Here is a 25,918-nt window from a genome sequence, read left to right as displayed (position 1 = left end):
TTGTTATGCCCCCTAATCTAAAGCAACCGCTAGTGCATCTGCCACGGTATTCACACCGATCAGTTGTATCCCGCGAGGATGTTTCCAGCCCTTTAAGCTTTTTTCTGGTAAAATGACACGCTTGAAGCCCAATTTTTGAGCTTCTTTTACACGTTGTTCAGCCCGTGAAACGGCCCGAACTTCACCCGTCAAACCGATTTCCCCAAAGATGACGTCATCTGGCTTGGTCGGCACATCTCTCAAGCTGGATGCGATACTTACAGCAACCGCCAAATCCACTGCCGGCTCATCTAATCTCACGCCACCAGCTACGTTCAGATAAGCATCCTGTGTTTGTAGGAACATGCCCATCCGTTTCTCCAAGACCGCAATAATCAAATTTAATCGATGGAGATCTACCCCTGTCGCCATACGTCGAGGAGAAGGGAAATGTGTGGTTGAAATCAATGCCTGCAATTCCACAAGCAGAGGACGTGTGCCCTCCATGCTGGCAACTACGGTAGAACCAGCCACACCCAGTGGACGTTCTGACAAAAAGAGCTCAGAAGGGTTACCTACTTCACGAAGTCCATCTTCACCCATTTCAAAAATACCGATTTCATTGGTCGAACCAAAACGGTTCTTCACCGCACGTAAAAGGCGATACGTATGATGCCGCTCTCCTTCAAAATAAAGAACACAGTCCACCATATGCTCCAACATACGTGGACCGGCAATAGCACCTTCTTTCGTAACATGCCCCACAAGTACGGTTGCAATGCCTCGCCCTTTGGCGATCCGCATGAACCGTGATGTACATTCCCTTACCTGAGCTACACTGCCGGGAGCACTGGTGACTTCTGGCAGATATACGGTCTGAATGGAGTCGATGACTAGAAAATGCGGCTGGATCTGCTCCACCGCTTCCTCAACCCGCTCCATATTGGTCTCACATAGTACATATAACTCAGGAGACAGCGCACCTAGACGGTCAGCCCGCAATTTCGTTTGCTTAACTGATTCCTCGCCTGAGACATATAACACGCGCAAACCTGAATGAGTCAATGCATGAGATGTCTGCAACATCAACGTTGATTTTCCGATTCCGGGGTCTCCGCCCACCAGAACGAGAGATCCTGGAACAATTCCGCCGCCCAAAACCCGGTTCAGCTCTTCAATTCCAGTCTGTACACGCGGTTCCTGACCGCTATCTATATCTATGATGGGAAGTGGCTTATCTTTACTCTCAAAAAGAGGGGAATTTCTTCCTTGTGTTTTGACCACCGTTTCGGTTTCTTCCACCATTGAATTCCAAGACTGACAACCCGGACATTTGCCGTACCATTTGGGGGCTTCATAGCCGCATTCCGTACACTGAAACTTGGTTTTAACTTTGGCCACTTCAGCACTCCTAGGATTTATTTTATAACAGCATTTTGCATTTTTCGACGAATTTTGCCTAAACTCCCTGACGTGCAGGGTTAATAAAAGTTTACCATTGTTTGAGATTTTTCGTAAAGGATTATCGCAAACTTTACACATGTTCGTAGCCAGTTCAACGTTTGTTTTCTGATAAACAACAGCTTTGGGGCTCTGACTGGCACAAAAAAAAACAAAAATCCTTCCCGACTAAAGTCAGAAAGGATTTTTGTTTTATATATCAGACTCATTAGTTATGTCACTAGTTAAGTGTCACTTATTTCGTTTCAATTTCCTCAGTGGAAGGAACAACAACTTCTTTTTTCGTTACAGACAAGGCTCCGTTCTCTTCATCGATGAGCAACGAATCACCTTTGGTCACATTACCCGTGAGCAACTCTTCAGACAATTTGTCTTCGATATGCTTCTGGATCGCCCGACGAAGCGGACGAGCACCATAAGCTGGATCGAAGCCGGCTTTAGCAAGGAAATCCTTGGCATTGTCGGTGAGTTCGAAGTCAACCTCGTATTCACGTAGCCGTTTCCGAAGCTCCTCACTCATGAGGGTAACAATCTCTGCAATGTGTTTCTGTTCCAGAGAGTGGAACACGATAATTTCATCAATCCGGTTAAGGAACTCTGGACGGAAGCTTTTCTTCAGCTCATCCATGACTTTACCCTTCATGTTATCATAATCCGCCCCTGCATCCACAACTGCTGTGAAGCCGAGTGTAGAGTTACGTTTGATCGCTTCAGCACCCACGTTGGATGTCAGAATAATCAATGTATTTCGGAAGTCAACAACGCGACCTTTGGAATCCGTCAGACGACCATCCTCAAGCACTTGCAGCAAGATGTTAAATACTTCCGGATGTGCTTTCTCGATCTCATCGAGCAGGACGACGGAGTAAGGTTTACGACGAACTTTCTCTGTCAGTTGTCCACCTTCTTCATATCCCACATATCCCGGAGGCGCTCCGACGAGTCGGGAAGTGGAATGCTTCTCACCATACTCGGACATATCGATCCGGATCACTGCATTTTCATCGCCAAACATGGCTTCAGCAAGTGCACGAGCGAGCTCGGTTTTACCTACCCCGGTAGGACCTAGGAAGATAAATGAACCCATCGGACGTTTCGGATCTTTCAATCCGGCCCGAGCACGACGAACTGCACGACTGACAGACTTCACAGCCTCATCTTGGCCAATGACACGTTCATGAAGAATAGACTCCAGGTTCATCAAGCGTTGTGTTTCTTCTTCTTTCAGCTTGTTCACCGGAATTCCAGTCCAGTTGGCTACCACTTGCGCAATATCCTCAGGCGTTACTTCAGAATCCGTGCGACCTTGTTTTTCTTTCCATTGGTTCTTCGTTACATCCAGCTCTTCACGGATTTTTTGTTCCGTGTCACGCAGAGCTGCTGCTTTCTCGAATTCTTGGCTTTGAACCGCTGCGTCTTTTTCCTTACGGATATCTTCGAGACGGCTTTCCAATTGTTTGAGGTTTGGTGGGATCGTGTAAGAGTTCAATCTTACTTTGGAGCCCGCCTCATCAATCAGGTCGATCGCTTTATCCGGTAGGAAACGGTCTGTAATGTACCGATCAGACAGTTTAACCGCCTGCACAATCGCCTCATCCGTAATTTTCACCCGGTGATGCGCTTCGTAACGATCACGCAAGCCGTGTAAAATCTGAATTGCTTCTTCTGGAGAAGGCTGATCCACCGTGATCGGTTGGAAACGGCGCTCCAGGGCAGCATCTTTCTCGATATATTTGCGGTATTCATCCAGTGTTGTTGCACCGATGCACTGCAATTCTCCACGGGCCAAAGCTGGTTTCAAAATGTTCGAAGCATCAATTGCACCTTCCGCTCCGCCTGCACCAATCAGGGTATGCAATTCGTCGATGAACAGGACAATGTTACCCGCTTGACGAATTTCATCCATAATTTTTTTCAAACGATCTTCGAATTCACCACGATATTTTGTACCTGCAACAACCGAACCCATATCTAAGGTCATGACACGTTTGTCACGCAAAGTCTCCGGAATTGCGTTGGCGATAATTTTTTGTGCAAGTCCTTCAGCGATGGCTGTTTTACCTACACCTGGCTCACCAATCAGTACCGGGTTATTCTTGGTACGACGGCTCAGAACCTGAATAACACGTTCGATTTCTTTACTACGTCCAATCACTGGGTCCAGGTTGTTCTCTCTGGCATACGCCGTAAGGTCACGTGCCAGACTGTCCAGTGTTGGTGTGCTGACATTGGCAGGTGTACCGTTATGACTGGATACAGCTTCGCTGCTGCCAAGCAATTGCAGTACTTGTTGACGTGCCTTGTTCAAGCTAATACCCAGGTTGTTCAGCACACGTGCCGCAACCCCTTCGCCTTCACGGATCAATCCCAGCAGGATATGCTCTGTGCCTACATAGGTATGGCCCAATTTGCGAGCTTCATCCATAGACAGTTCAATTACTTTTTTCGCACGAGGCGTATATGCAATGTTCGTAGGTTGCTCTTGGCCACGGCCAATCAGCGTTTCTACTTCATCTTGAATTTTTTCCAATCCGAGTCCCAGGCCGATCAGCGCTTTGGCTGCGATGCCTTCGCCTTCACGAATGAGGCCGAGCAAAATGTGCTCTGTACCGATGTTATTATGACCAAGACGGACAGCTTCTTCCTGCGCCAATGCGAGCACCTTTTGGGCCCGTTCCGTAAATCTTCCAAACATCATATCTCCTGCACCTCCATGGTTTTGGATAAAACGGGGGCTGTTAAAAGGATCCCACCGTATTCTTCATATCATTTTTGTTTGCAGCCATGCTGCGAATAAAATCATTCAGCATTCATTTATAGAAATGCTCTATTATATAAAAGCCGCAGATGCGACGTGAAACCTTTATAAACAACTCTTGATCAACCTAAGATTGATTGGCTGCACTGATCGTATCACGGATCAACTGAGCCCGATATATGTCACGCTCATCTGTCCGCATGTCTTCCCCAAATGTTTTTTGCAAAAAGCCCGGCTGCGTCATCACATTCAACTCGTTCATCACGGTTATGGACAAGCCGTCCAACAAGCCGAGATCTACGCCAAGTCGAACATCAGACAGACGCTGTGCAGCTTCCTTCGAATCGACGATGGCTGCATGGGACAGAATGCCGTATGAACGCATAACCCTGTCGGTAATTCGCAGCCTAGAGTCGGTAATTAACCGTTCTCTAGCAGTACGCTCATGCCCAATCATCTGTAACACAACACTATGCAGGTTATCAATGACTTCTTGTTCCGTCTGCCCCAGTGTGATCTGGTTCGAGATCTGGAACAGGTTACCCATCGCCTCACTGCCTTCACCGTAAATTCCCCGTACAGTCAGTCCGACTTGGGAGACTGCCGTTAAAATGCGGCCAATCTGCTGTGTCATCACCAGAGCGGGCAAATGCATCATGACAGATGCTCTTACACCTGTACCTACATTCGTAGGACAGCTGGTTAAATATCCTCTGCGGTCATCAAAAGCATAATCCACATGCGCTTCAAAAGCATCATCTATGGCGGAAGCTTTCTCCCAGGCTTCTTTCACCTGGAACCCCGGATAGAGGCACTGGATACGAAGATGATCCTCTTCATTAATCATAATACTGACAGATTCATCCTCACTGAGAATAACCGCACCATTTCTGGATTCGTTGGCAAGACTAGGACTGATCAGATGTTTCTCTACCAGCACCCGTTTGTCAAGGTCATCGATATCAATCAGATCCAAGGTATGAAAATCTCCAAAGGCATGAACGTCATCGTATTGAAGTACTTCGCTCAGCTTATTCAGCACTTCTTCCGATTGCTCATTGGAAGCCAGCATCGGAAACGGATAATGCTGCAGGTTGCGTGCGATCCGGACCCGGCTGCTAATGACGATTTCGGAATCAGCCGCATCACTGCGCATCCAGTCGCTGAGCGCCTTCTCTGTAAAACGAAGATTAGGCATTACGCATCCCTCCTACTCATCACAAACTTTACTCCTGAGCTATTTCTTTTTCAAGTTCCCTGATCTGATCACGAATTTGAGCAGCTTCTTCAAACTCCTCTTGCGTTATGCTCTCCTGAAGATCCCGTTTCAGATCAGCAATCTGTCGTTTCACCTTGATGCGACCACCAGCTCGTGCAGGCACTTTACCCACGTGGGAAGTGCTACCATGAACCCGTTTGAATAGCGGATCCAAACGACTGTCAAAATATTTATAACATGAGCTACAGCCAAAGCGGCCAATTTTGCTAAACTGTGAATAGGTCATCCCGCATTCTTCACAACGAAGGGATTGCGCAGGTGTTGCTCCTGCACTGCCATTTTTGCCTGTAGGCTCAAAATCAAGCAACCCGGACAATAAGTTATGAATGGAAAATCCGTTGGATGTTCCCGGAATCATTTCCCCTTTTTCACGAGCGCATGACTCACAAATATGGAATTCCGTTTTCTCTCCGTTCACGATTTTCGTGAAATGGAGTGTTGCCGGACGTTTGTTGCATTCTTGGCACAGCACAATGATGTACCCCCTTGATCCCGATAGTTTTCATTTACCGAGCAAAGATATTAACATCGCCTTTAACATTCTGGCACGAATTTGATCCCGGTAAGGAAGTTTGACCAATATAATCTCTCTCGATACAGCTGCCCGCATCAACCCGGCTTCCCTTTTGCTTAAGAAACGTGCTTCTTCCAGTTGGTAGATCAGACCTTCGGCAGCTGTCTGCCCGATCTCATCTCCAATACTATGGTGCAAATGGTTATGCAGAGCCGAGTGAGCCGGCAATTCAATCCGCTGTATGCGAACATAACCGCCGCCGCCACGTTTACTCTCTACAAGGTAACCTTTTTCGAGTGTAAATCGGGTGCTGATGACATAATTGATCTGGGAAGGCACACATGAAAATTGGTCAGCCAGATCATTACGTTGAATTTCGACCATTCCTTCGGGACTTTCATGCAAAATACTCTTCAGATATTGTTCGATAATATCAGAGATATTACGCATCCACTCATCCTCCACTGTCTGAAACGTTAAGTCAATAAGGACCCACACGCCCCTACAGAGTACACCTTCTCAACCCATTTAACCAATCAAGGAAACAGCGAAACTGATCTTCAACGGTCTTTAACGGGAGAGCGAAGGACGCTCGAAGGTCCTTTAATATTGCTTTTATCCGCTGATGTGCACTACCTTTAAAATGGCTCCCACCACCGGATTGCAGAAAGAAAGCTACGTAAGTATTTAACCTTTAGTTGACTTTGACTTTCTTTGACTTTATATACATTATAGCATATTTTGTGGTTTTGCCAAGAGGGAGCACTATTCATTTTTTACGATTTTACACGAAATATTCGGCTGACACAAAAAAACCTCTCCAAAATAGCTGGAGAAGTCCATTTGTCTCACACTAGCAACGTAATGCTATACAAGTTAAATCTACAAAATTGATCCTAGAATATTCGTTACTCTATGAGGATCAGAAAAAATCAAGTAAATACGTTTCCCGTTTAGGAATCGCTTGTTCCAGAGCCTTAATCGCTCCATTTGGTCCTTCAATTCTACCTATTTGAGCCATCTCTGCGGGCCTGCGATACCCCATCAGTATTGCGGTAAGCGCCTGGATGTCTACTTTAACAGTTTGATCTTTAGCAGCCGGCTCAGATGTTTTCCAAATCGAAGCTGTACCGTTCATCGCCACATTCAACTGCCATACCCCTTCATTCCATGGTGCATGTGCATCCTCTACCTGGAGATTAATCTGTACTGGTGAGTCTGGGCTCGCAAAAGGATACTGTGAAATAAATTGTTCTACACTCACAATACGAGCCATGAAGAATGGTATAACTTCCTGCTGAATCCGCGGATTGTCTAATTGAAAAGCAAGCATATCACTGGCTGGTGCCTGTAAAGTTACTTCCTCAATCATGGAATCATGGTTCGCAATAAAGGTCCATAAACCTTGTCTTGCCTCTTCATTCAAGTAAATGATCTCTCTAATGGTAAACTTTCTTTCCTTAACCTCATATAAAACATAGCCTTGTGCTTTACCAGCTTCATCATAATATACAGCCTTCTGGCTGGCTCCATTAGTGAGAACTGAGTTCTCCCATCTCGCATCATCCCGGATCAAAGTTCCGTTATAGCGCTCAGCATACGCACTGTATACTTCCTTTAATATGCTGAGTCCCGGATCGCCACGTCGAATTGTTCCAGGGGTTGCCTTTTTCGCAGGTAGATGAGCTGTACACACTTTATATCGTTTAAACTCAACATACGTCTCCCATCCATATCTCCGATAAAACGCAAAAGAGAACGGATGCAAAAACGATATACTTTGTTTCTTACGGTTCATTTCCTCTAGCGCATGCTTCAACAGTCCAGCTACCCAGCCTTTACGTCTATATTCAGGCCATGTCGCTACTCCCGCAATACCGCCCATCTCGAACGATCTCCCATGAATATAGGTTTGAAAAGGAATAATGTGAAGTTTGGCACCCAATTGTCCTTCCTCAAATACACCCCATATATCCTGAGAATCAAATTGACTCCGTCGCTTCTCCGTTTGTTCTTCACTCATTACCACTTGAAAAGCATACTCGGAGAGTGCCATCGCTGGCTCAAAATCATCAACGGTTAATTTCTGAATTTCCATATCGTCCTGCACCCCGTTCTCTAAGTTATGATATCTTTCAAATCTTGGCCTGATACGTGATGTATGTATCCATTTATGAGTGTGTCAGAGGAACGGGACAAAGTCAAACAAGAGATGCGCTGGCATCTCTCGGGAATATTTTTTTCGTGTATTATAATTGTTCCACCTGTGATCTATAGTAAAAAACGCAAATAAAAACCACCACCGAATAACATCGGCAGTGGTTCTTCGCTTGGCGGCGTCCTACTCTCCCAGGACCCTGCGGTCCAAGTACCATCGGCGCTAGAGGGCTTAACGGTCGTGTTCGGGATGGGTACGTGTGGAACCCCTCCGCCATCGCCACCAAACGCGATTTGTCGAAGCATAGCTTCTTGAAATCATTGTAGAACTGAAAATCATACACACATTCCGTGATGTACCGATTTTCATTTCAGAGTTTATTCTCTGAAAACTAGATCCGAAACGAAATGTGCGATTTACAACTTGCATATTGGATAAGCCCTCGACCGATTAGTACTGGTCAGCTCCATGCATTACTGCACTTCCACCCCCAGCCTATCTACCTCGTCGTCTTCAAGGGGTCTTACATACTGGGAAATCTCATCTTGAGGGGGGCTTCACGCTTAGATGCTTTCAGCGCTTATCCCTTCCGTACATAGCTACCCAGCGGTGCTCCTGGCGGAACAACTGGTACACCAGCGGTACGTCCATCCCGGTCCTCTCGTACTAAGGACAGCTCCTCTCAAATTTCCTACGCCCACGACAGATAGGGACCGAACTGTCTCACGACGTTCTGAACCCAGCTCGCGTACCGCTTTAATGGGCGAACAGCCCAACCCTTGGGACCTACTTCAGCCCCAGGATGCGATGAGCCGACATCGAGGTGCCAAACCTCCCCGTCGATGTGGACTCTTGGGGGAGATAAGCCTGTTATCCCCAGGGTAGCTTTTATCCGTTGAGCGATGGCCCTTCCATGCGGTACCACCGGATCACTAAGCCCGACTTTCGTCCCTGCTCGACTTGTAGGTCTCGCAGTCAAGCTCCCTTATGCCTTTGCACTCTTCGAATGATTTCCAACCATTCTGAGGGAACCTTTGGGCGCCTCCGTTACTCTTTAGGAGGCGACCGCCCCAGTCAAACTGCCCACCTGACACTGTCCCCGCACCGGATTACGGTACCAGGTTAGAACCTAGATACGATCAGGGTGGTATCCCAACGGTGCCTCCACACAAGCTGGCGCTCATGCTTCAAAGGCTCCCACCTATCCTGTACAGATCGTACCCAAATTCAATATCAAGCTGCAGTAAAGCTCCATGGGGTCTTTCCGTCTTGTCGCGGGTAACCTGCATCTTCACAGGTATTAAAATTTCACCGGATCTCTCGTTGAGACAGCGCCCAAGTCGTTACGCCATTCGTGCGGGTCAGAATTTACCTGACAAGGAATTTCGCTACCTTAGGACCGTTATAGTTACGGCCGCCGTTTACTGGGGCTTCGGTTCACAGCTTCGGATTGCTCCTAACCGCTCCCCTTAACCTTCCAGCACCGGGCAGGCGTCAGCCCGTATACTTCGCCTTACGGCTTCGCACAGACCTGTGTTTTTGCTAAACAGTCGCTTGGGCCTTTTCACTGCGGCCCCCTCGTGCTATTCACACTACCGGGGCACCCCTTCTCCCGAAGTTACGGGGTCATTTTGCCGAGTTCCTTAACGAGAGTTCTTCCGCGCGCCTTAGAATTCTCTTCTCGCCTACCTGTGTCGGTTTGCGGTACGGGCACCATCACCTGGCTAGAGGCTTTTCTTGGCAGTGTGAGATCATGACCTTCGCTACTATAATTTTCGCTCCCCATCACAGCCCAGCCTTACGATGTGCGGATTTGCCTACACATCAGCCTCACTGCTTAGACGGACATCCATCAGTCCGCGTCACTACCCTGCTGCGTCCCCCCATTGCTCATAACGGCTTACGGTGGTACAGGAATTTCGACCTGTTGTCCTTCGACTACGCCTTTCGGCCTCGCCTTAGGTCCCGACTTACCCTGAGCGGACGAGCCTTCCTCAGGAACCCTTAGGCTTTCGGCGGATCAGATTCTCACTGATCTTTTCGTTACTCATACCGGCATTCTCACTTGTATAATGTCCAGCGCTCCTTACGGTACACCTTCAACCCTTATACAACGCTCCCCTACCCCTGATCATAAGATCAAGCCATAGCTTCGGTGGTGTGTTTAGCCCCGTTACATTTTCGGCGCAGAGTCACTCGACCAGTGAGCTATTACGCACTCTTTCAATGGTGGCTGCTTCTAAGCCAACATCCTGGTTGTCTGTGCAACTCCACATCCTTTCCCACTTAACACACACTTGGGGACCTTAGCTGATGGTCTGGGCTGTTTCCCTTTTGACAATGGATCTTAGCACTCACTGTCTGACTCCCGGAAGTAAGTCTATGGCATTCGGAGTTTGACTGAGCTTGGTAACCCTTGCGGGCCCCGCACCCAATCAGTGCTCTACCTCCACGACTCTGTTTTCCGAGGCTAGCCCTAAAGCTATTTCGGGGAGAACCAGCTATCTCCGAGTTCGATTGGAATTTCTCCGCTACCCCCACCTCATCCCCGCACTTTTCAACGTGCGTGGGTTCGGGCCTCCAGTGCGTGTTACCGCACCTTCACCCTGGACAGGGGTAGATCACCCGGTTTCGGGTCTACGTCCACGTACTATGTCGCCCTATTCAGACTCGCTTTCGCTGCGGCTCCGGCTCTTCACCTTAACCTTGCACGGGAACGTAACTCGCCGGTTCATTCTACAAAAGGCACGCCATCACCCCTAAAACGGGCTCTGACTTTTTGTAAGCACACGGTTTCAGGTTCTATTTCACTCCCCTTCCGGGGTGCTTTTCACCTTTCCCTCACGGTACTGCTTCACTATCGGTCGCTAGGAAGTATTTAGCCTTGGCAGATGGTCCTGCCGGATTCATACGGGGTTTCACGTGCCCCGCACTACTCGGGATACATCTCGGAGAGAACCAACTTTCAAGTACAGGGCTTTTACCTTCTTTGGCGGGCCTTTCCAGACCTCTTCGTTTAACCGGTTCCTTTGTAACTCCATGTGAGATGTCCCACAACCCCAAAGAGCAAGCTCTCTGGTTTGGGCTTCTCCGCGTTCGCTCGCCGCTACTGACGGAATCACTATTGTTTTCTCTTCCTCAAGGTACTTAGATGTTTCAGTTCCCCTGGTATGCCTCTACATAACCTATGTATTCAGTTATGAGTAACTGGAAATTACCCCAGCTGGGTTTCCCCATTCGGACACCCCCGGATCAAAGCTTGCTTACAGCTCCCCGAGGCAGTTTCGTTGTTCGCCACGTCCTTCATCGGCTCCTAGCGCCTAGGCATCCTCCGTGTGCTCTTAGTAGCTTAACCAATTGCTCCAAGGAGCAAATGCAATCTACCTTATAAACACTTCACTTGCTTACACAAGTTCAGCTAGAATGATTGTTGTTTCGGTTACTTGAACCGAACAAGCATTCATCCCTAAAAGGAATGTTCTAATTCGCAATTTTCGTTTCGATATCTAGTTTTCAAAGAACAAGCTAAATAGACGAAATTCTTTGGTGGAGCCAAGCGGGATCGAACCGCTGACCTCCTGCTTGCAAGGCAGGCGCTCTCCCAGCTGAGCTATGGCCCCTCAAATTCCATCAAAACTGAACAAATGGATATGTAACTGTGTTGCTGTTGCAGATCTAGTCTGCGATTTGAATGTTTCCGTTACAGGAAACGATTCTCCATAGAAAGGAGGTGATCCAGCCGCACCTTCCGATACGGCTACCTTGTTACGACTTCACCCCAATCATCTATCCCACCTTCGGCGGCTGGCTCCTTGCGGTTACCCCACCGACTTCGGGTGTTATAAACTCTCGTGGTGTGACGGGCGGTGTGTACAAGACCCGGGAACGTATTCACCGCGGCATGCTGATCCGCGATTACTAGCAATTCCGACTTCATGCAGGCGAGTTGCAGCCTGCAATCCGAACTGAGACCGGCTTTTTAGGATTCGTTCCACCTCGCGGCTTCACAGCCCGTTGTACCGGCCATTGTAGTACGTGTGTAGCCCAGGTCATAAGGGGCATGATGATTTGACGTCATCCCCACCTTCCTCCGGTTTGTCACCGGCAGTCACCTTAGAGTGCCCACCCGAAGTGCTGGCAACTAAGATCAAGGGTTGCGCTCGTTGCGGGACTTAACCCAACATCTCACGACACGAGCTGACGACAACCATGCACCACCTGTCTCCTCTGTCCCGAAGGAAAGGTACATCTCTGTACCGGTCAGAGGGATGTCAAGACCTGGTAAGGTTCTTCGCGTTGCTTCGAATTAAACCACATACTCCACTGCTTGTGCGGGTCCCCGTCAATTCCTTTGAGTTTCAGTCTTGCGACCGTACTCCCCAGGCGGAGTGCTTAATGTGTTAACTTCGGCACCAAGGGTATCGAAACCCCTAACACCTAGCACTCATCGTTTACGGCGTGGACTACCAGGGTATCTAATCCTGTTTGCTCCCCACGCTTTCGCGCCTCAGCGTCAGTTACAGCCCAGAGAGTCGCCTTCGCCACTGGTGTTCCTCCACATATCTACGCATTTCACCGCTACACGTGGAATTCCACTCTCCTCTTCTGCACTCAAGTCACCCAGTTTCCAGTGCGATCCGGGGTTGAGCCCCGGGATTAAACACCAGACTTAAATGACCGCCTGCGCGCGCTTTACGCCCAATAATTCCGGACAACGCTTGCCCCCTACGTATTACCGCGGCTGCTGGCACGTAGTTAGCCGGGGCTTTCTTCTCAGGTACCGTCACCTTGAGAGCAGTTACTCTCCCAAGCGTTCTTCCCTGGCAACAGAGCTTTACGATCCGAAAACCTTCATCACTCACGCGGCATTGCTCCGTCAGGCTTTCGCCCATTGCGGAAGATTCCCTACTGCTGCCTCCCGTAGGAGTCTGGGCCGTGTCTCAGTCCCAGTGTGGCCGATCACCCTCTCAGGTCGGCTACGCATCGTCGCCTTGGTGAGCCGTTACCCCACCAACTAGCTAATGCGCCGCAGGCCCATCCCCAAGTGACAGATTGCTCCATCTTTCCAGTTCTCTTCAGGAGAAGAAAACAACTATTCGGTATTAGCTACCGTTTCCGGTAGTTGTCCCAAACTTGAGGGCAGGTTGCCTACGTGTTACTCACCCGTCCGCCGCTAACCATCAGAGAAGCAAGCTTCTCATCAAGTCCGCTCGACTTGCATGTATTAGGCATGCCGCCAGCGTTCGTCCTGAGCCAGGATCAAACTCTCCAATAAAGTATTGAAAAGAGCGATAAGCTCATTTTGAAACTGACGATTCATTATGAATCAAAAGTTACTATCCATTTGTTCAGTTTTCAAGGAACTTGTTGTCCGTTTGTGTTATTGCTTGTCAACCGGACAGGAATTTCATCTTATCATGTTGACTAACTAACTGTCAACTCTTTTTTTCGTCAGCGTTCAAAGCGTTTCGACAATCATTCGCTTGAGGCGACAAGAAATAATATATCATGATCTAATTTATTTAGCAAGCACTTTTTAATAAGCTTTATATAAATACTTTATAATCCACAATCCCTCTAACTAAGGAGACTCTCAACTACATCAATCGACAGATTATATGAATGCAGCAGGATCACTCTATTTACATACAGATACTTCGGGTTACTGAATAAATGAATTCTATTTACTAAAACAGATGGGCGCATCTACTTTTGAACAAATAGTAATAGATAACCATTTAGAAGATACTTTTATATAAGAACTGTCATCCCCTACACTTTTGATGCAAGTGATCCAAACGCTCTATAATAAGGTATATATAATATAGAATAAGGAATGAATAGGATACTCCCGTACAAGGAGGCGCTGACACAATACTCAATAATACTAAATTCAGAACCCGCTCTCTAATCACAATCGGCTTCATTTATATCGAAGATGCTCTGATGAATAACCTATATGGGGTGAACGCATATGAAGCAATGGCTGAAGAACATTCGAAAGGGTTATGGTAAAAAGCTCGTTTCCATTCATGCCTGGAATGCCTGGATTGTTGTCATCCTCGCGGTATCAGGCCTTATGTTGGTCGGTGGTTTCTGGCGTGAGTTACTCGGGATCGGACGTGTATGGTTAAAGTGGCTACATATTGTCGTCGGGATAGCTATGCTGGCGCCTGTGGTATATTACTTACTTTTGGCCGGAAAGCACTGGAAACAAATTCGTAATCGGCCTTGGCAGAGAGCAAATACAATCGTTGTTCTTGCACTGCTGGTAGGGTGGCTGTTGTCAGGAGTTGTGTTATGGCAGTTCAAGCTCGCTGGGCCGAGATGGTCGAATGCCGCGCTTCTTGTACATGATTTGCTGACTTGGGTTGGCCTGCCTTATATTATCTACCACTCCATCACGCGAACGAGATGGTTAAAAGACCCCGCACGCCGTGCAGTAAAAGCAACGACAGTTGTAGCAGAGGGTAGAAGTATAGTGAATCCAACTGATGCTCCTAATGAAAATACGACGCCAGCAGCGGTCGTTTCTACCGAATCTATACGTACCATAAAGGAGAGTCCTCTCCATCAAACAGAGAAACCTCAACCCGTATATACACGGCGGGCATTTATTCGGTCTGCTGTAGGAGTGGGGCTAGCTGTGACTTTGGGGCCTACTTTTATATCATGGGTTGGACGAAACCTCAAACTAGACAACAGTATTGATAGCATGCTGGAGAACGATCCCAATCGCATGGTGCCCTTACCCCAAGCACTACCAGCTTCCTCCCCTCCCATCGGAGGCGGGGCCGAAGGTCATTTTCGCGTATACACAGTAACACCGATACCTTCCTTTTCCAATGCAAACTGGTCATTCCGGATTGATGGGCTTGTTGAACGCGCACAGGTATGGAACTGGGAGCAATTTGTGAAGCTTGCTCGTACCGTTCAGGTCAGTGACTTCCACTGCGTAACAGGCTGGTCTGTTTATAAGAACACCTGGGAAGGCATATCTCTTAAGCAACTATTGACCCAAGCCGGAGTAAAACCCGAAGCACACAGCGTCAAGTTCTACTCAGGAGACGGTGTATATACAGATGCGATAACGATCGATCAGGCACAGATGGAGGATATAATGGTAGCTGTCATGCATGATGGGAAACCGATTCCAGCAGATCTGGGCGGTCCGGTACGATTGGTCATTCCCCAGATGTATGCCTATAAGTCCGTCAAGTGGCTGAATCGTATTGAACTGATCGACAGCGAACATATCGGCTACTGGGAGGAACGAGGATACGACAAGGATGCATGGCTTACTGGTGCTTCTCAGGCGCGTTCCTGATTGGAGTTACTGCCGATATAGTTGAGTTTAAATAAATGTGCAAACCAAAGACCCCCGTTCCACTTATGCGTGGTACAGGGGTCTTTAAGTTATCTATTACTTATTCGAGATACGCTGCGATTTAATCAAAGCCTACTCACATTCAGAATCTATCCCTCTTGATTCAATAGACGTACAAGTTCATCCTCATCCTCAATAGTAGGAATGCCGAGATCATGAGCTTTGGTCAGTTTAGAACCTGCCTTCTCTCCGGCAATAACGAGGTCTGTCTTTTTGGAGACACTGCCCGTTACCTTCGCTCCAAGTGCTTCGAGTCGTTGCGTTGCCTCTTCCCGCGTAAGTTGATGCAGCGTTCCGGTCAGCACGACCGTTTTGCCACTGAAGAAGGAATCTTCCACAATCGCTGCTGGTGCCTCAGGCGCCTGAGCTTTCACGCCTAAATTCAGCATCTTCTCGATAGCTGCCTTTGTAAACGGGTCTGCAAAGAAAGTCACAATGCTCTCAGCTACAATACCACCTACATCAGGTAGTTCAACGAGTTCCTCTGCCGTTGCATTCATAATGGCATGCAGGTCGCGGTAATGATCAGCCAGCATACGTGTAGTCGATTTACCTGTATTCGGAATACCCAGTGAATATAGGAACGAAGCGAGGTCACGATCCTTGCTCTGCTCCAGTGCAGCAATAAGGTTGTTCGCTTTCTTTTCACCAAACCGCTCCAGCTTCACCAAATCATCGAATTGCAATGTATACAGGTCAGCAGGCTCACGCACGTTCAATTCATCGTACAGCTGAATCGCCGTTTTCTCGCTGAATGTCTCAATGTCCATAGCATCACGGGAAGCAAAATGAGAAATCCGGGCCACCGTCTGCGGTTTGCACGCCAGCTTGTTGTTACAGAATAAATGCGCTCCACGCTGTTCCAGCGGGAATCCACATGCCGGACATTGCTCAGGGAACACGATTTCCTCGCCGTCACTCTCTTCAGTCACTTTACCCAGTATCTCAGGAATAACATCATTGGAACGACGGATAAAGACACGTGTACCCAAGGCAAACTTCAGATTTTTCCGCTCAATGTCACCTACGTTATTCAACGTGCAGTTCTGTACCGTTACCCCAGCTAGCTCAACCGGTTCAACTCGAGCAAGTGGAGTTACTTTGCCGGTACGACCCACATTCCAGACTACAGAGTTCAGAACGGTTGTGGTCTCTTCCGCCTCGAATTTGTACGCTACCGCCCAACGAGGGAATTTATCCGTATAACCCAATGCCTCACGGGTGCGCATGTCTGTGATTTTAATAACAGCTCCATCGATCAGGTAGTCCAGTTGACCACGACTTTCTTGTATCGCAGCCAATTGCTCCATCACATCATCAAACTCATGGAAATATGTAATGGATGGATTGACTTTGAATCGATTCTCACGGAGAAAATCCATCATCTCCTGATGGTTGGCAAACTGAATATCATCCGAATAACCTACATTATAGAAATACGCGTTCAACCGCCGCTCTGCGGTAGTCTTCGGGTTCAGGTTGCGCAGTGCTCCTGCTGCGGCATTCCGGGCATTTTTGAGCGGCTCTGCTGCTGTTTCATTATAACGATTCAATACAGACAGGTTCATGATGCCTTCACCCTGGACTTCAATGGTGCCGCCTGTATAAGGGATTTTGAGGGGAACCGACTTAATCGTTCTAACCTGAGCCAAAATGCCCTCGCCTACGGTCCCGTTTCCACGCGTAGAGGCTTGAACCAACTCACCGTTTGTGTACGTTAGATTCAGGGTCAAACCGTCAAACTTCAGTTCAATCACATAGCCAGGTTCGGGCAACGGATTGTCTGGATTTTTGGTGTTGAAGTCATTGACCAGCTTGAGCACACGAGTATTCCAGTTTCGCAGCTGCTCTATATTCTGGGCTTTGTCCAAGCTCCACAATGAGGATAAATGGCGATGAGGTGTAAACCCTTTGAGCAGTTCACCACCCACACGCTGTGTCGGAGAATCAGGCAAAACCATGCCACTCTCCTGTTCCAGCGTAACCAGTTCATCGTACAGAAGATCATACTCCTTATCACTGATCTGCGGCTGATCCATCGTGTAGTACTGATAATTATGCTGGTTCAGCTCGGTAACGAGTTGCTCCATCCGGTGCATCGGGTCCATACAGGGCCATCCCTCCGTTATTATAATTTGGATCTATGTAGAACGAACGTTAGAGCAAGCTCTACGTTCGTTCATGAACATCTATTCTACTTTGGTGATCGGGGCAAAGCCTGCAAGCAGACGTTTTAGGCCAACCGGGGCCGGGAATGCGATCTGAAGCTCTGTGTCATTACCTGTGCCTTTCACCCCAACAATGGTACCTGTTCCCCATTTGCCGTGTTGTACTTTATCTCCGGCTTTGAAACCATCAGATCCAGCTCCGGCAGCGACCGGTTTAGATGCTGACGACGGGGCAGGCGTGCTGGATGTGCTGGACGACGTACTCATGGTAACCCGTGAGGACGTAACTGACGAAGCGGAAGAACCGCTTTGGCTCTGACGATCAAACAACTTGCTTGCTCCACCAAAGTTACTCCCTCCACTGGCACCAAGTCCACGGCCACCGTATGATCCACCTGCGCTGCTACCACGACGGTAGCGGTCACGAGCGATGGAGGTATCTTCTTTTAGCTCATCCGGAATTTCATCCAGGAAGCGTGATGGCGGGTTCGCCGTTGTGCGTCCGAACAAGGTCCGCATTTGCGCGCAAGACAGGAAGAGTTGTTCTTCCGCACGCGTAATGCCCACATAAGCCAGTCTGCGTTCTTCCTCCAGCTCCTCGTTATCCATAAAGGCCCGGCTGTGCGGGAAAACTCCTTCCTCCATACCAACGATAAAGACGACAGGGAATTCTAGACCTTTGGCACTGTGCATCGTCATCAGGGTAACTGCGTCACTCTGATCCTCTTCATCATCGTTCATGCTGTCGATATCCGCAATCAGTGCGAGATCGGTGAGGAACGAAACGAGTGTTTTATCTTCATTATTTTTCTCAAATTCCATGGTAACGGACAGGAACTCATCAATGTTCTCGAGCCGTGCACGAGATTCGAGTGTGTTTTCATTTTGCATCTCAAGCCGGTACTGGCTCATTTCGAGAATCTTCTCGGTCAATTCGGTCACAGACAGATACTCTACCATCTGATGCAGCGCGGCGATCATGTCATAAAACTCCACCAGCGCATTCCGCGTTCGACCGGCAAAACCAAGATCATCCACGACCTGAAGCACACGGTATATTGAAATCCCCCGTTCTCCTGCCGCAGCTGCCAGCTTCGCGACCGTTGTATCACCAATGCTGCGTTTCGGTACATTAATAATCCGGGTAAGGCTGATGTCATCATCAGGGTTGGAAAGCAGGCGCAGATACGCCAGAATGTCCTTAATCTCTTTACGATCATAGAACTTGATGCCGCCAACGATCTGATATGGAATATCAGACTTGATCAAAATTTCCTCTATAACCCGGGACTGGGCATTGGTACGGTACAAAATAGCATGGTTTTGATAGGATTTGCCATTCTTCACATTTTTACTAATCTCGGAAGTTACAAAATACCCCTCATCATGTTCGGAATCCGCACGGTACACCTTGATCTTTGAGCCACCCTCTTTGTCCGTCCACAGTTTCTTCGGTTTGCGCCCAGTGTTCAGGCCGATTACCTCATTCGCTGCATTCAGGATATTCGAAGTGGAACGATAGTTCTGCTCGAGCAAAATCGTATTGGCTTCAGGGTAGTCTTTCTCAAAATTCAGGATGTTGCTAATATCCGCTCCACGCCAGCGATAGATTGATTGGTCACTATCCCCTACGACGCAAATGCGGTGATGACTATCAGCGAGCATACGGCACAGCATATACTGCGCACGGTTGGTATCCTGGTACTCATCCACGTGAATGTACTGGAATTTCTTTTGGTAAAAGTCGAGAACTTCCGGTACCTCTTTGAAAAGTTGAATGGTCGCCATGATGAGATCGTCAAAATCGAGCGAGTTGTTTGCACGGAGCCGTTTCTGGTACATCTTATATACCTTCGCCACAATGCCTTCAAAATAGTCAGCAGCCTGCTTTTCATATTGCTCCGGACTGATCAATTCATTCTTCGCGGTGCTCATCATCGATTGAACGGCTTTTGGTTCAAATTTCTTTGTGTCGATGTTCTGGTCTTTCATACAACTACGAATGACAGATAATTGGTCAGATGAATCCAAAATGCTGAAATTGGAGGTGAAGCCGATGCGTTCAATGTCACGGCGCAGAATACGTACGCACATGGAGTGGAACGTTGATACCCAGATGTCACGACCCTGAGAGCCACCAACCAGTTGGGAGACCCGGTCTTGCATCTCGCGTGCTGCTTTGTTCGTAAACGTAATAGCCAAAATGCCCCACGGGGGTGCTTTCCGTGTTGCAATAAGATAAGCAATCCGGTGGGTGAGCACCCGGGTCTTACCACTGCCCGCTCCGGCCATTATCAGTAGCGGTCCATCCGTCGCCTCGACGGCTTGCCGTTGGGGGGTGTTAAGCCGTGCAACGGCATCATGTATATTTACAGGTTGCATGCATGCATGCTCCTTTCATTGGTTGAAATATAAAGTCTAATTCAGAGGTTACACTAGGACTCCGATTGCAGAACCGTCCTTCGATCGCTGTTATCCCCAGATTTTTTTGATTCCCTTCTCCAAAGGGAAAATCCGGTGATAAAGGCGAACACTTCGTTTCTCCAGATCGATTCCGCCTTCTCCGTTTTAGTATAAAAGATAATTAATCCTTATAAAAACTGTTCTATAATAGCAAAGCCAAAGTTCTATTTTAACAGATCAAGAGGGGAAATTGGGGGAATGGTAAACTAAACCGATTAAACGGATTGTTTCACAGCTTGGACCGTCTCCAACGCCTTGTTCAAATCACTGTAAACAATGTTGCCAACCACTACGGTATCTGCAACCTGTGCAGCTTGTCCAGCTTTCTCCGGACTATCAATCCCGCCGCCGTAGATAAGATGCGCCTTGGTGAGTTGTCTGTGTGTCTCTCCAACCAGCTCCATATCTCCAAACGTTCCGCTGTACTCCATATATACGATAGGCAGGTTTAGCAGACGTTCCGCAGCCTGGGCGTAAGCAACCGCAGCATCCGTCGTTAATTCCGTATCCGCTCCCGTCATTCGGGCAACAGTGGAGTCGGCATTGAGGACAATATAACCTTCTGCAATAAGCAGATCCCATGGGATCAAGTAACCGTAACGCTCGATGGCTTGCTGGTGCTGTCCGATCATCCATTTGCTATCCGTTGCATTCAGCACCATCGGAATCAGATATCCGTCAAAACCGGGCACAACTGCCTCCAGCTCGGATACTTCAAGTACACAGGGCAGCTCGTAGCGACGTACCCTCGACATCAGGTCCACCGTGTTGTCATAGGTAATTCCCGATGACCCACCAACAATAATGGCATCGGTTCCCGACATGCAGATCAGATCGAGTGCTTCATCCGATATTTCCCGGTCCGGGTCTAGCTTAAATACATGTCTCCACTGCTTAATCATGTCTATCAACGAACATTCCTCCAGAGGTTCTTCTGCATCCTAAAAAGCTTGTAAACTAAGTCTAAGTCAGCAGGGAGTGAGTGTCAATGTTCGTATAAAAAGGGGAACAAAAAATCACAGACTTTTCCCTGGAATTGCAGGAGAAGCCTGTAATTTTAGATGGTAGGGATGTGATGCTACAGAATTTAAGCCAGCGCCTGGCGCCAGTTCGAACATCAATATCTTGAGTAGGGTTGGATCTAAAGTCTAAAGTAGGACACTGCATCCTTTGAATCAACATTTAATACTCAAGGCTTCCAGGCAAAACGTGTGTTCATCTCATCCAGTTCCTGCTCGGTCAATACATCCGAATACACGCCGTACACGCCCCATTTCTCATAGTTCGCTACCTGGTCAGTGTCATTAATGGTATGCACGTAGGTGACGGCTCCAGCCTGCTTCAGCTTGGCAACGAAATTCTGGTTTACTTTATATTCCGGCATGGTTACGGCATCGATGTCATTCTTTTGTACAAAATCAACCACCTGCGCTTCAGTATCCTGCGTAGCGTAAAGTGTATAGATAATAGAAGGAAACGCGTAGATTTCTTTCACGGTTTCGAGCATCGGCTCGTTATAGATCTGTACTACAACCCGATTAAGAATTGAAGGGTCATGTTTCTTGGCTGCATCCACGAGTGATTTTAGCACCTGCTGAATATCCTCGTTCTTCTGTTCTTTGGTATCGGTCACGATATACATATCCGGGTACTTGGCCAATACATCCATAATGCCGTCGGCATCCATCGGTTGGTACATGCCCAGAATGGGCGTATTCATAAATTCATCATGTGTCAATGCCCCAGCCTGTTTGTCTTCGGGTAACTCCTCGTCCTGTCCCAGCATTTTGCTCATGTTGGCGGTCCATTCATGTCTGGCTACTGCTTTACGGTCCGAGGTCAGCATAAAGTCAATCTCAAACACACGTGTGCCCTTCTCATAATTGGCAATCATCGCCTCATAGGCGTTCGTGTAGGGCTGCTCACGGATACTGCCCATGGCATGAGCAATCAGTCGATAGGCCGTAAACCCATCGTGCTGCTCCTCGCTCTGACTGTCATAGGCAAAAAAGAGTGTGCCCACGGTTACGATGAGTAGTGTAATGACGGCGGCAATTCGTTTCATATGGCGTTCACATCCTTATCAGGGTGGTAGGGAAGAAAAAGAGTATGATTATCATGATATGACGAAGCATGTGCGGTTTTTCCTTTTTGATAGCTAACTACCCTGATTGGAGAGGTGTAAAACAAAAAGCCGCCCGAAGGCGGCTGTTAAAATGGTGGATCATTGGAATTGAGCGAAGATTAATAAGCATTCTTGAGACCATTCCGAATGGTCTCCCATATGATTTTGATATCAAATAATAAGGACCAGTTTTCAATATAAAAGATATCCTGCTCAATCCGATCCTCGATCGACGTATCTCCTCTTAATCCTTTACTCTGCGCCAATCCCGTAATTCCCGGGCGAACATGATGTTTAATCATGTACTTCGGAATTTCATCCCGGAATTGATTCACGTAGTACGGGCGTTCTGGCCTTGGGCCAACTACGCTCATGTGACCCAGTAGCACATTGAAGAATTGAGGCAATTCATCCAGGCTAGTGCGTCTTATAAATGTACCGAAGGCCGTACGGCGCGGATCATTCTTCGTTGACCAACCTGTATCTATTGTGCCTTCTGGAATGACTTTCATGGAGCGGAATTTATACATCATGAAGTTACGACGATTGAGCCCAACTCGCTCCTGTTTGAAAATGACCGGTCCAGGCGACGTCAATCGTACACCTAGTGCCACGATAGCCATCACCGGGGAAGTCAGAATAATGGCGACGAGAGAAAACAGAATATCGAATGAACGCTTCATCAGTCGGTTTATTGCCATATCCAGCGGGATATCACGCACGTTGATCATTGGCATGCCAGCGAAGTTATCAAAATGCGGACGGGCCGGAAGATAATCGAAGAAGTCTGGAATAATCAGTGTCCGTACGCCAGCCCTTTCACAAACCTCAATGATGTGTGGATACTTGTCGTGGGCATCCAATGGAAGAGCAAGAATAACTTCGTCGATCATATGAATAAATAGGATTTCCTCCAACTGATTAATGTGCCCCATAATAGGCTTGTAGCGCTGCTGCTCCTCATGATCCCAATGACGATGATCGTCAAGGAAACCGTATACCTCGTACCCGAGGTCAGGATAACTTCGGAGGTTATTATAGAACCGTTTGCCAAGAGAACCTGCTCCCAGAATTAATACGAATTGACGATTAAATCCCTTTTTGCGGAGTCTTCTGAGTTGAAGCTTGACGAAATACCGGTAAATCAAGGTGAAGGCAACGTTACCAACCATGTACATGGCTAGATATGCACGAGAGATGTCAACTTCCTTGAAGAAGAACATCAAACTCATCAACATAAAGAAAGCAATCCCATGGATCTGAATCAGTTTCATGAATTCATCTACAAAACGTTTTTTTCGTTTGGGTACGTACAAGGAAACCATCATACCTACTAAGAGGGCAAGCCCCCCGTATACTAAGCTCCACGCAAAGTACTTCTCGATTGGCAATGAACCATGGTTGATAAGCAGGTCACTTTCAAACTTAATCCACCAAGCCATTAAGAAGGAAAACTGTATCACCAAGAAATCTGCCGCAATGTACAGTTGAGTCAGAAATTGCTGATTACGACGAATCATGCTTTCACCTCGGACGATGTCTCACGAACTTCCGCACCACCAGATGACAATTCTTTCTGCGAAGAAGGTCTAATGATCTTATTGCAGATCAGAGACAATGAGAATTTTAATGAGATACCTAGCCATACGGCTGTGTTGATCAAAATGCCGTAGCGCTTGGCATAATGTTTACGGTGGAATACCCACATTGCCCTATGAAACTCATAAATAATTTTCATAGGTTTACGCCGGGCACTTGCACCCTTGTAGTGCACAATATATGTACGCGGGTAATAATAAATGCCCCAGCCCGCTTCTTTGATGCGATAACACCAGTCGATATCTTCACCATACATGAAGAAAGTTTCATCCAAGCCGCCCACTTGGTCGATGGTTTCACGCCGCACGAGCATGAATGCACCGACAAGACAGTCTACAGGATACTCATCATCCGAGCTGAGATGTCCGAGTTGGTACTGATTAAACTTCGGACGATCAGGAAACATCCGTGAGATACCGAATGCATAATAAAACGATGCCGATGGTGTAGGAAATCCTCTCTTGCACGCTTTATCCAGGGAACCATCAGGGAGAATCACCTTACAACCGGATGCCCCCATCTCTGGGTGATTGTCCATGTATCCGATCATGATTTCCAAAGTATCCTTCTGTACAACCGTGTCCGAATTGAGCAGTAGAATATACCGTCCTTTGGCGATTTCCATGGCCTGGTTATTAGCAACGGCAAAACCCGTATTGTCCCGATTTGCAATTAACCGTACACCTGGGTACTCGTCACGGATTGCTTCCACTGATCCATCATGCGATGCATTGTCGACGACAATGCATTCATATTGAAAGGAAGTAGTCGATTCATATACTGATGCCAGACAGTCCAGTGTCAGTTGGCGTGTATTGTAGTTTACGATGATGATGCTGGCGTCAATCAATTGAGATGATTCTATTGATTGTAAACCGGCCCTCTGGGTGGTTTCTAGTACTTGGGTCATTTGTAAACTCCTGACTTGTTAATGCTGTATAGGATAAACCTTCTATCGTGAGTATAGCATATTCTGTCTGGATGAGTGGGACGTGTAAGAAAGAATGGGGATAAAAAATTATTCGTGAAAATTACTCTTCTGACGAATCATATTCCTTTTATGTCGAAGTTCTCGTCTTTCGCTCCACAACGTCTTCCATGCTCCTAATACCCTTGGCTCTCTCAGTAGAAAGTATGCATGACTTGCAATTTCATAGGGAATCATCTTTAAAAAGTTTTTACAGATTCCTTGAATAGAATCATTTTTAAAGATCATTTTGTATCTGTTAATGTACGAAGCCCTCCGAATAAACAATGGCTGTTGACTCCTTCCTCCTTTTTTCCAGCCACGTTCATGATATGCTATGGCTTCAGAATCATAGTAAGCTTTCCAACCCAACAACTGCCCCCTCCAAGCCACATCCACATCTTCTTTATAGGCAAAAAAACTGCTATCAAAAAACTCTCCATCGATACTGATATGGTTAATGAATTCACGAGAATATAAGGCGGCGGCACCCGAAACACCAAATACCTCACCTGATTTGCCCCATAAATCAGCGGGCTCTCCAGTTCCACGGTCGAATGCTCTTCTGGCTCTATTCATGATCAATCCTGTACTGTCACAGGTTTTGGGATCAGATTTTAACAGCAACTTCCCAGCAACACTCCCGAAAACCACATTAGATTCCATGGTGTGTATAATCTGAGTGATGTAATTGGGGTCTAACGTCACATCTGGATTTAATATTAGTGCATAATTGCTCGTCGTAAGTTGGATAGCAAGATTATGTGCTGGTGCGAATCCTAAGTTTTTTTCTTGAGTCATCAAATTAATTGAGATAGGATATGTTTCCATAATAATCCTAATCTTGTCCAAAGTCCCATCGACAGATGCATTATCAATAATGACCACGGTTTCTATAGGATAGGTCTGCATTTGAACGGCTCTCAGGCATTCTTCGATGTCCGTACTGCTGTTATATGTAACAATATGTACGCTAACGGTTGGTTCATTCATAATTAATAAACTCCTTAATCAGCTCAAATCAAATTACAGTTTTCATGTCATTGGGTTGAGCACCAAT

At 47.3% G+C, this 25,918-nt stretch carries 14 protein-coding genes, 1 tRNA gene and 3 rRNA genes; 1 reads left to right on the top strand and 17 read right to left on the bottom strand.

The features are described 5' to 3' along the window. Window positions 1-12: 12 nt before the first annotated feature. The 10 genes from radA to ACR1R9_RS30650 form a co-directional block, all read right to left on the bottom strand. Window positions 13-1,380 (bottom strand): DNA repair protein RadA, encoded by a 1,368-nt coding sequence (gene radA, locus ACR1R9_RS30695; protein WP_063567409.1) that lies wholly within the window; start codon window positions 1,378-1,380, stop codon window positions 13-15. A 295-nt stretch (window positions 1,381-1,675) separates the two neighbouring features. Continuing rightward, on the bottom strand, window positions 1,676-4,138 hold the full coding sequence (locus tag ACR1R9_RS30690) for an ATP-dependent Clp protease ATP-binding subunit (protein WP_433921966.1): 2,463 nt from the start codon (window positions 4,136-4,138) through the stop codon (window positions 1,676-1,678). A 187-nt stretch (window positions 4,139-4,325) separates the two neighbouring features. Next, entirely contained in the window at window positions 4,326-5,396 is a 1,071-nt protein-coding gene (locus ACR1R9_RS30685; protein ID WP_053779232.1) for a protein arginine kinase, read from the bottom strand. A gap of 28 nt (window positions 5,397-5,424) precedes the next feature. Next, a complete protein-coding gene (locus ACR1R9_RS30680; RefSeq protein WP_076292148.1) occupies window positions 5,425-5,949 on the bottom strand; it encodes a UvrB/UvrC motif-containing protein in 525 nt (174 codons plus the stop codon). Between the two features lie 30 nt (window positions 5,950-5,979). Further along, window positions 5,980-6,441, bottom strand: coding sequence for a CtsR family transcriptional regulator (locus tag ACR1R9_RS30675; RefSeq protein ID WP_024633618.1), 462 nt, complete (start codon window positions 6,439-6,441; stop codon window positions 5,980-5,982). 472 nt (window positions 6,442-6,913) lie between these two features. After that, window positions 6,914-8,089: a GNAT family N-acetyltransferase gene (locus ACR1R9_RS30670; protein ID WP_433921967.1), complete on the bottom strand. Its 1,176-nt coding sequence runs from the start codon at window positions 8,087-8,089 to the stop codon at window positions 6,914-6,916. 230 nt (window positions 8,090-8,319) lie between these two features. Then, a 5S ribosomal RNA gene (gene rrf / locus ACR1R9_RS30665) occupies window positions 8,320-8,436 on the bottom strand. 143 nt (window positions 8,437-8,579) lie between these two features. Next, a 23S ribosomal RNA gene (locus tag ACR1R9_RS30660) occupies window positions 8,580-11,504 on the bottom strand. Window positions 11,505-11,693: 189 nt separating this feature from the next. Continuing rightward, window positions 11,694-11,769, bottom strand: a tRNA-Ala gene (locus ACR1R9_RS30655). Window positions 11,770-11,872: 103 nt separating this feature from the next. After that, window positions 11,873-13,424, bottom strand: a 16S ribosomal RNA gene (locus ACR1R9_RS30650). Together the 16S, 23S and 5S rRNA genes with 1 tRNA gene alongside form the textbook arrangement of a ribosomal RNA operon. A gap of 699 nt (window positions 13,425-14,123) precedes the next feature. On the opposite strand from ACR1R9_RS30650, the gene ACR1R9_RS30645 reads away from it, so the two are divergent. Then, window positions 14,124-15,476 carry a molybdopterin-dependent oxidoreductase gene (locus ACR1R9_RS30645; RefSeq protein ID WP_433921968.1) on the top strand — a complete coding sequence of 451 codons (1,353 nt, stop codon included), beginning with the start codon at window positions 14,124-14,126 and terminating at the stop codon, window positions 15,474-15,476. Window positions 15,477-15,625: 149 nt separating this feature from the next. Here ACR1R9_RS30645 and ligA read toward each other — a convergent pair whose 3' ends face one another. The 7 genes from ligA to ACR1R9_RS30610 form a co-directional block, all read right to left on the bottom strand. Further along, entirely contained in the window at window positions 15,626-17,644 is a 2,019-nt protein-coding gene (gene ligA / locus ACR1R9_RS30640) for an NAD-dependent DNA ligase LigA (protein ID WP_072733557.1), read from the bottom strand. Between the two features lie 81 nt (window positions 17,645-17,725). Continuing rightward, window positions 17,726-20,086: a DNA helicase PcrA gene (pcrA, locus tag ACR1R9_RS30635; protein WP_099859238.1), complete on the bottom strand. Its 2,361-nt coding sequence runs from the start codon at window positions 20,084-20,086 to the stop codon at window positions 17,726-17,728. A gap of 296 nt (window positions 20,087-20,382) precedes the next feature. Beyond that, complete coding sequence (locus ACR1R9_RS30630) at window positions 20,383-21,069, bottom strand: heptaprenylglyceryl phosphate synthase (protein ID WP_411836014.1); 687 nt, start codon at window positions 21,067-21,069, stop codon at window positions 20,383-20,385. A gap of 287 nt (window positions 21,070-21,356) precedes the next feature. Further along, window positions 21,357-22,232: a phosphatidylinositol-specific phospholipase C/glycerophosphodiester phosphodiesterase family protein gene (locus ACR1R9_RS30625; RefSeq protein WP_433921969.1), complete on the bottom strand. Its 876-nt coding sequence runs from the start codon at window positions 22,230-22,232 to the stop codon at window positions 21,357-21,359. A 179-nt stretch (window positions 22,233-22,411) separates the two neighbouring features. After that, window positions 22,412-23,812 carry an undecaprenyl-phosphate glucose phosphotransferase gene (locus ACR1R9_RS30620; protein WP_433921970.1) on the bottom strand — a complete coding sequence of 467 codons (1,401 nt, stop codon included), beginning with the start codon at window positions 23,810-23,812 and terminating at the stop codon, window positions 22,412-22,414. Next, window positions 23,809-24,738: a glycosyltransferase family 2 protein gene (locus ACR1R9_RS30615; RefSeq protein ID WP_433923774.1), complete on the bottom strand. Its 930-nt coding sequence runs from the start codon at window positions 24,736-24,738 to the stop codon at window positions 23,809-23,811. Before ACR1R9_RS30615 ends, ACR1R9_RS30620 begins: the two co-directional genes overlap by 4 nt. Before the next feature lie 171 nt (window positions 24,739-24,909). Continuing rightward, window positions 24,910-25,851, bottom strand: a complete 942-nt coding sequence (locus tag ACR1R9_RS30610; protein ID WP_433921971.1) for a glycosyltransferase family 2 protein — start codon at window positions 25,849-25,851, stop codon at window positions 24,910-24,912. Window positions 25,852-25,918 lie beyond the last annotated feature (67 nt).

This window comes from Paenibacillus taichungensis, assembly GCF_050994985.1.
Taxonomy (GTDB): Bacteria; Bacillota; Bacilli; order Paenibacillales; family Paenibacillaceae; genus Paenibacillus; species Paenibacillus taichungensis.
Note: the sequence above shows the minus strand (reverse complement) of the source record. Positions and strands in the feature narration are given on the sequence as shown.